Origin of the sequence: Pseudoflavonifractor phocaeensis, from assembly GCF_016901735.1 — a bacterium.
In the GTDB taxonomy this organism is placed as follows: Bacteria; Bacillota; Clostridia; order Oscillospirales; family Oscillospiraceae; genus Pseudoflavonifractor_A.
The window spans coordinates 22,217-28,216 of record NZ_JACLZC010000038.1; the positions used below are offsets into that span (position 1 = coordinate 22,217).

5 protein-coding genes are annotated in these 6,000 nt (G+C 64.3%); 3 read left to right on the forward strand and 2 right to left on the reverse strand.

The annotated features are described in order from the left end of the window. The first annotated feature begins 25 nt into the window (after positions 1 to 25). From nadD to rsfS, 3 genes are read left to right on the forward strand one after another with little or no spacing between them, the layout of a single operon-like run. Positions 26 to 1,210, forward strand: coding sequence for a nicotinate (nicotinamide) nucleotide adenylyltransferase (gene nadD, locus H7U37_RS09350; protein WP_204875379.1), 1,185 nt, complete (start codon positions 26 to 28; stop codon positions 1,208 to 1,210). Positions 1,211 to 1,232: 22 nt separating this feature from the next. After that, a complete protein-coding gene (locus tag H7U37_RS09355; protein ID WP_204875380.1) occupies positions 1,233 to 2,894 on the forward strand; it encodes an LCP family protein in 1,662 nt (553 codons plus the stop codon). 18 nt (positions 2,895 to 2,912) lie between these two features. Next, positions 2,913 to 3,272, forward strand: coding sequence for a ribosome silencing factor (rsfS, locus tag H7U37_RS09360; protein ID WP_204875381.1), 360 nt, complete (start codon positions 2,913 to 2,915; stop codon positions 3,270 to 3,272). A gap of 58 nt (positions 3,273 to 3,330) precedes the next feature. Here the strand turns inward: rsfS and H7U37_RS09365 are convergent, their stop codons facing one another. Together H7U37_RS09365 and H7U37_RS09370 are read right to left on the reverse strand one after the other, a co-directional pair. After that, positions 3,331 to 4,374, reverse strand: coding sequence for an alcohol dehydrogenase (locus tag H7U37_RS09365; RefSeq protein WP_204875382.1), 1,044 nt, complete (start codon positions 4,372 to 4,374; stop codon positions 3,331 to 3,333). A 35-nt stretch (positions 4,375 to 4,409) separates the two neighbouring features. Continuing rightward, a partial coding sequence (locus H7U37_RS09370) for an SbcC/MukB-like Walker B domain-containing protein (RefSeq protein WP_272873479.1) occupies positions 4,410 to 6,000 on the reverse strand: 1,591 nt, incomplete at its 5' end.

The window sequence follows — 6,000 nt, forward strand, 5'->3', positions numbered from 1 at the left end:
ATCAAGGCATGGGAGGCTGGTAAACATGAGAATCGGTATCTATGGCGGCACCTTCAATCCCCCTCACCAGGGACATCTGCTGGCGGCGCGCTTCGCCCTGGAGGCGCTGGAGCTGGACAGGCTTTTCCTCATCCCCACGGCGGAACCGCCCCACAAGGAGCTTCCCCCTGGGTCTCCCACCTCGGAGGACCGGCTGGCAATGACCGTCATCGCTGCCGATAACCTCTTCTGCCCCGGCATCTCGGTCAGCGACCTGGAGCTGCGTCGCTCCGGCCTGAGCTATACCGCCGACACCATCGAGGCCATCCACCGGCAGTATCCCCAGGATGAGCTGTGGCTGCTGATGGGGGCGGATATGTTCCTCTCCATCCAGAACTGGCATGAGCCGGAGCGCATCATGGCGGCGGCCCACCTGGCGGGCTTCGCCCGGGCGGCCGACCAGGAGGATGTGCTGGACCAGCAGGCCGACTGGCTCCAGGCCAAATACGGAGCCAAGGCCCAGGTGCTGCGCCTCTACGACATGGCGGAGATCTCCTCCACCCAGCTGCGGGAGCTGCTCCTCCGGGACGAAGGGTGGGAGTATCTGGCCGCTCCGGTGCGGGGCTATATTCTCATGCACGGCCTGTACGGCACCCACGCCGATTTGAAGCATTTGAACGTGGAGGACCTGCGGGCCTGTTCCTACTCCATGGTCAAGGCCAAGCGTCTGGCCCATATCCGGGGCACCGAGGAAGAGGCGGTGCGCCTGGCCCGCCGCTGGGGGGCCGACGAGGAGCAGGCCCGGAAGGCGGGCATCCTGCACGACTGCACCAAGTATCTGGAGCTGGAAGAACAGTTGCAATTGTGCGAAAAATATGGTATCGTACTGGACGAATTGGAACAAAAGGCGGTGAAGCTGCTCCACGCCAAAACGGGTGCGGCCATTGCCCGCCATGTGTTCGGTATGCCGGAGGCCATCTGCTCGGCCATTTTCTGGCACACCACCGGACGGGCGGATATGACACTGCTGGAAAAGGTCCTCTATATGGCCGACTATGTGGAGCCCAACCGCCGCTTTGAGGAGGTGGAGGAGCTGCGCCGTCTGGCCTATTCCGATTTGGACGCCGCCGTGCTCCGCGGGTGTGAGCTGAGCATTGCAGATATGGCGGAGCGGGGACAGCCGGTGCACCGGAACACCCGGGAAGCGAGAGATTGGCTGCGGGAGCACTAAAAGAAAGCGAGTCGAGAGAAACATGGACCAGAACAACAGAGAGGGCGCGCGGCTGGGAGAGACCGGCACACAGCGCCCCAAGAAAAAGCGCAGGCGCTGGAAAACCATGACCCGGGCGGAACGGACCCGGCGGGTGGCGATCATTGCGGTGATCGTGGCGGCGGTAGCCGCGGTCATCGCCGCCGGCGTGATGATTACCGGCAAAATGCTGTTCATAAAGCCGGAGATCCCCACCGTGCAGCAGCCCCAGCAGGGGGAAGAGGAGCTCCAGCTGGTGGGGCCCAAGCTCAGCGGAGACCGGAAGAGCAACTTTTTTACCTTCCTGGTCATCGGCCGGGACACCGGCGGCGGCGGCAACACGGATACCATTCTCCTGGCCGCCTATGACGTGGACAATCAGGAGCTCAATGTGATGAGCATTCCCCGGGATACCATGGTCAACGTCTCCTGGGACATCAAACGGATCAACTCGGTCTATAACATGTACGGCGGCGGCGAAGAGGGCATTGAAGCGCTGTGCAACGAGGTCAGCCAGCTGGTGGGCTTTGTGCCCGACTATCAGGTCATCGTGGAATGGGAGGCGGTAGGCGAGCTGGTGGATGCCATCGGCGGCGTTTACTTTGACGTGCCCATTGACATGAACTACGACGACCCCACCCAGGATCTGCACATCCATGTGGACGCCGGCTATCAGCATCTGGACGGCGACAAGGCCATGCAGGTCATCCGCTACCGGCATGACAACATGATCAACGGCGTCATGAAGGGCTACCCCGACGGCGATCTGGGCCGCATTGCCACCCAGCAGGCATTTTTGAAGGCGGTGGTGGAGCAGTGCCTCCAGTTTAAGAATATCACCCGCATCGGCGAGCTGGCCGAGGTGTTCAACAAAAACGTCACCACCAATCTGACCGTCAACAACCTGCTCTGGTTCGGACAGCAGGCCGTAATGGGCAACGAGAAGGACGGAACGCCTCTGGATATGGACAGCGTGAACTTTATGACCATGCCGAACAAGGGCGAGTATGTGTGGAGCCGTACCTATCAGAACAACCAGTCCTATGTGGTGCCCCTGGAAGAGGAGCTGATCGAGATGGTCAACACCTATTTCAACCCCTACGAGGAGGAGCTGACCGACAAGGAACTGGACATTATGAGCGTGGATGAAAACGGCCGCCTCCACTCCACCACCGGAACGGTGGAGGACAGCAAGGCCAACAGCGGGTCCGGTTCAGGCTCCGGCTCCGGTTCTGGTTCCGGTTCCGGGAGCGGCAGCCACGGCGGCACGTCGGGCGGCGAGTTGGTGGTGGAGCCTGTGGTCACGCCCACGCCCCCGGTGTCGGCGGAGCCCAGCCCGGAAGTCCCCGGGAGCAGCGAGGCCCCCACGGAGACGCCGGATGGAGGAAGTGCCGGTGGTGAAACGCCCTCTGACACGCCCAGCCCGGAGCAGACCCCCGGCGGCGGCGCGGTCCCCAGCGCGCCGGTAGAGACCATCCCGGATGGCGAGACGCCCACGTCCGACGGCGGCGGTGAGAGCGGCACGGCAGAGGTCCCGGCCAGCGCGCCGGTGGACGGTGCGGGGAGCGGCGGCGGCACGGTCGCCAATGAAGGGACAGGCGGCGAGACCGTCGCCAGTGAGACGGGAGAAGGGGAGACCGTATTGCCTCCCGAAGCTTACGAATAAGAGAAAAGGAGTATGCCTATGACACCCAGAGAGATTGCCATTTGTGCCGCGAAAGCACTGGACAGCAAGAAGGGCCAGGAGATCAAGGTCCTGGAGACGGGCCATTTGACCACGCTGGCAGACTATTTTGTCATCTGCACCGCCACCTCCACCACGCAGGTCAAGGCGCTGGCTGACGTGTGCGAAAAGAACCTGAAGGAGGCCGGCGAGCCCCCCCACCATGTGGAGGGCCACCGTGGCGGCAGCTGGGTGCTGCTGGACTTCTCTTCGGTGGTGGTCCACATCTTCATGGATGAGACCCGGAAGTTCTACGATCTGGAGCGTCTCTGGAACGACGCCGCCGAGGTGGACCTGAGCCAGGAGCTGGAGCAGGCATAACATGAAAACGCCGCATCTCACTGTTTTATGAGATGCGGCGTTTTTGTCTCCGGAAGGGTCAGGAGGCGTCGGGCCGGATGGCCACCTTGATAACCCCGTCCCGCCGTTCTTCAAAGAGGGCGTAGGCCTCCTCGATGCGGCTGAGGGGGAAGGTGTGGGTGATGAGGGGGGTGGTATCCAGCTTTCCGGCGGCGATGAGGGAGAGGATCTCGCCGCACCGGCAGCCGTCCACTCCGCCGGTCTGGAAGGTGAGATTTTTGCCGTACATTTGGGGCAGAGGCAGGACCTGATCCTGGTCATAGAGGGCTACCACCGTGACCACGGCGTTGGGGCGGGCACACTTCCAGGCCAACTGGAAGGAGTCGGGACCGCCGGCCACCTCCAGCACCCGGTCGGCGCCGCCGTGGCTGGTATGGGTCTGGAGGAAGGCGAGGACCTCCTCCGGGGCGACGGTGTGGACCTGGGGATGGTGGGCGCGGACAAAGGCCCGGCGTCCGGGGTCCCGCTCACAGACCACCACCTGCCGGGGCTGGTGGAGGAGCACACACTGCAAGGTGCAAAGGCCGGTGGGTCCGGCGCCCAGGATCAATACGGTGTCGTCCCGGCCGATATTGGCGATGTCCGCCGCCCAATAGCCGGTGGCCAGGATGTCGCCCACAAAGAGGGCCTGGGCGTCGGTGACGTTGGGTGGGATTTTGTCCAGGCCCTGATCGGCGTAGGGCACCCGAACATATTCGGTCTGTCCGCCGTCAATGCGGCAGCCAAGGGCCCAGCCGCCCTGTGGGTCGGTGCAGTTGTTGACCCAGCCGTTCTGGCAGAAGAAGCAGCGGCCGCAGAAGGTCTCCACATTGACGGTGACCCGGTCGCCGGGCCGGACGGTGGAGACTGCCTGGCCCACCGCCTCCACCACGCCCACCATCTCGTGGCCCACGGTGATGCCGGGCGCCGCCCGGGGCACGGAGCCGTGTTTGATGTGGAGATCGCTGGTGCAGATGCTGGAGAGGGTGACGCGGACGATGGCGTCGGTGGGGTCCAGCAGAGTGGGGCGTGGCTTTTCCACCAGCTGGAAGCGGTGGGGGGAAAGGTATGTATAGGCCAGCATGGAATATGCCTCCAATCGGACGTAATTGTGCGCCGTCAAGCCAGGATGTCTACCCGACTGCCGCCGCTTTTGTCTTTGGTGACCAGAATCTGTTTGTCGATGCGGGTTTTGAGCTCCGAGACGTGGGAGATGATGCCCACCAGCCGGTCGCCCTCGGTGAGCCGGGCCAGGGCCTGGATGGCCTGCTGGAGGGACTCCTCATCCAGGGAGCCGAAGCCCTCGTCCACGAACATGGCCTCCAGGCGGATACCGCCGGCGGAGGACTGGATCTCGTCGGAGAGGCCCAGGGCCAGGGAGAGGGAGGCCTTGAAGGACTCGCCGCCGGAGAGGGAGCGGACGCTGCGCTCGGTGCCGTTGTAGTGGTCGATGACGTCCAGCTCCAAACCGCTCTGGCCGCGGGTACTGCCCGCGCCCACCCGGCGCTTGAGCTCATACTGTCCGCCGGACATGACCAAAAAGCGGAGATTGGCCCGGCGGATGATGCGGTCAAAGAAGGTCATCTGCACATAGGTTTCCAGCATGATCTTTTCCTTGCCGGCGAGCTTGCCGTTGGCAGTGTCGGACAGGGCGGCCACCCATTGGAGGCGCTCCTCCAGCTGTGCCAGCCGGCGGGCCTGCCGGTCCAGGTTCCGCCGGGCGGCGGTATTGGCGTCCAGCCGGGTCTGGATCAGACGGAGAGCGGCGGTTTTTTGCTGCTTGTCGGTTTCCAGAGCGGCTTTGCGCCCGCTTTCCTGCCCGGCGTCAACGGCAGGCATGGACTGGAGGAGGACAGAGAGCCGCTGCATGCTGCCTTCCAGAGCGGCGTGCCGGTTTTGACAGGCGGAGAAGGCGGTGCGGGCTTCCTCCAGGGACTGCCGCAGGGCCTCCTTTTGACGGGCCAGGGCCTCCCGCTGGGCTGTGGCCTGCCGGCGGTCCGGATAGCGCAGCGCGGTGCGCAGCTGGTCCAGCTGATTTTGCAGGGCCTCCTGCCGGCTGTGGGCCGAGGCGGCGGCGGTTTTTTGGCGCAGGACCTCTGCCTCCATGGCGTGGAGCCGCTCCTCCGCCTGAGGGACAAGGGCTTCCAGGGCTTCTTTCCGGGCAAGCTGGGCTTTGGCCCGCTCCCTATCGGCCCTTAGAGCGGTCTGTTCGGTCTCCAGAGCGGTTTTCAGCAGCGCCGCCTCCGACGGCGCCTCCTCCAGGGGGCAGCCCTCCAGCAGGGCGTCCAGCTGACCGCGGAGGCGGTCCTGCAGCTGAAAGAGCTGTCCCTTCAGCTGTCCCTGCCGGTCTCCGGCCTGCGTCAGCTCCTCTTGCAGCTTGGTCAGCTGCTGGGCAAATGCCTTGACCTGGGTCTCCTCCCGGGTAATCTGAGCGTTAAGCTTCTCCTTTTCCGCCAGGGCCGCCTTCGCCTGCTCCATCTCCGCGGTTAGGGCGGCGAGACGGTCGTTTCGCTGCCGGCGGGCCAGGTCCAGCTGTGCCTGGATTGCCTCCCGGCTGGGCTGGTCCACATACCGCTCCATTCGGGCCAGAAGCTGGCCGGTCCGCTCGTCCAGCGCGGTATTCAGCCGGCCGGCCTGGAGACTGGCCTGTGTGGCCTGCTGGCGTGCTTGATCAGCGGCTTTTTTGGCCTGATCCACCGCCTCTTTGGTG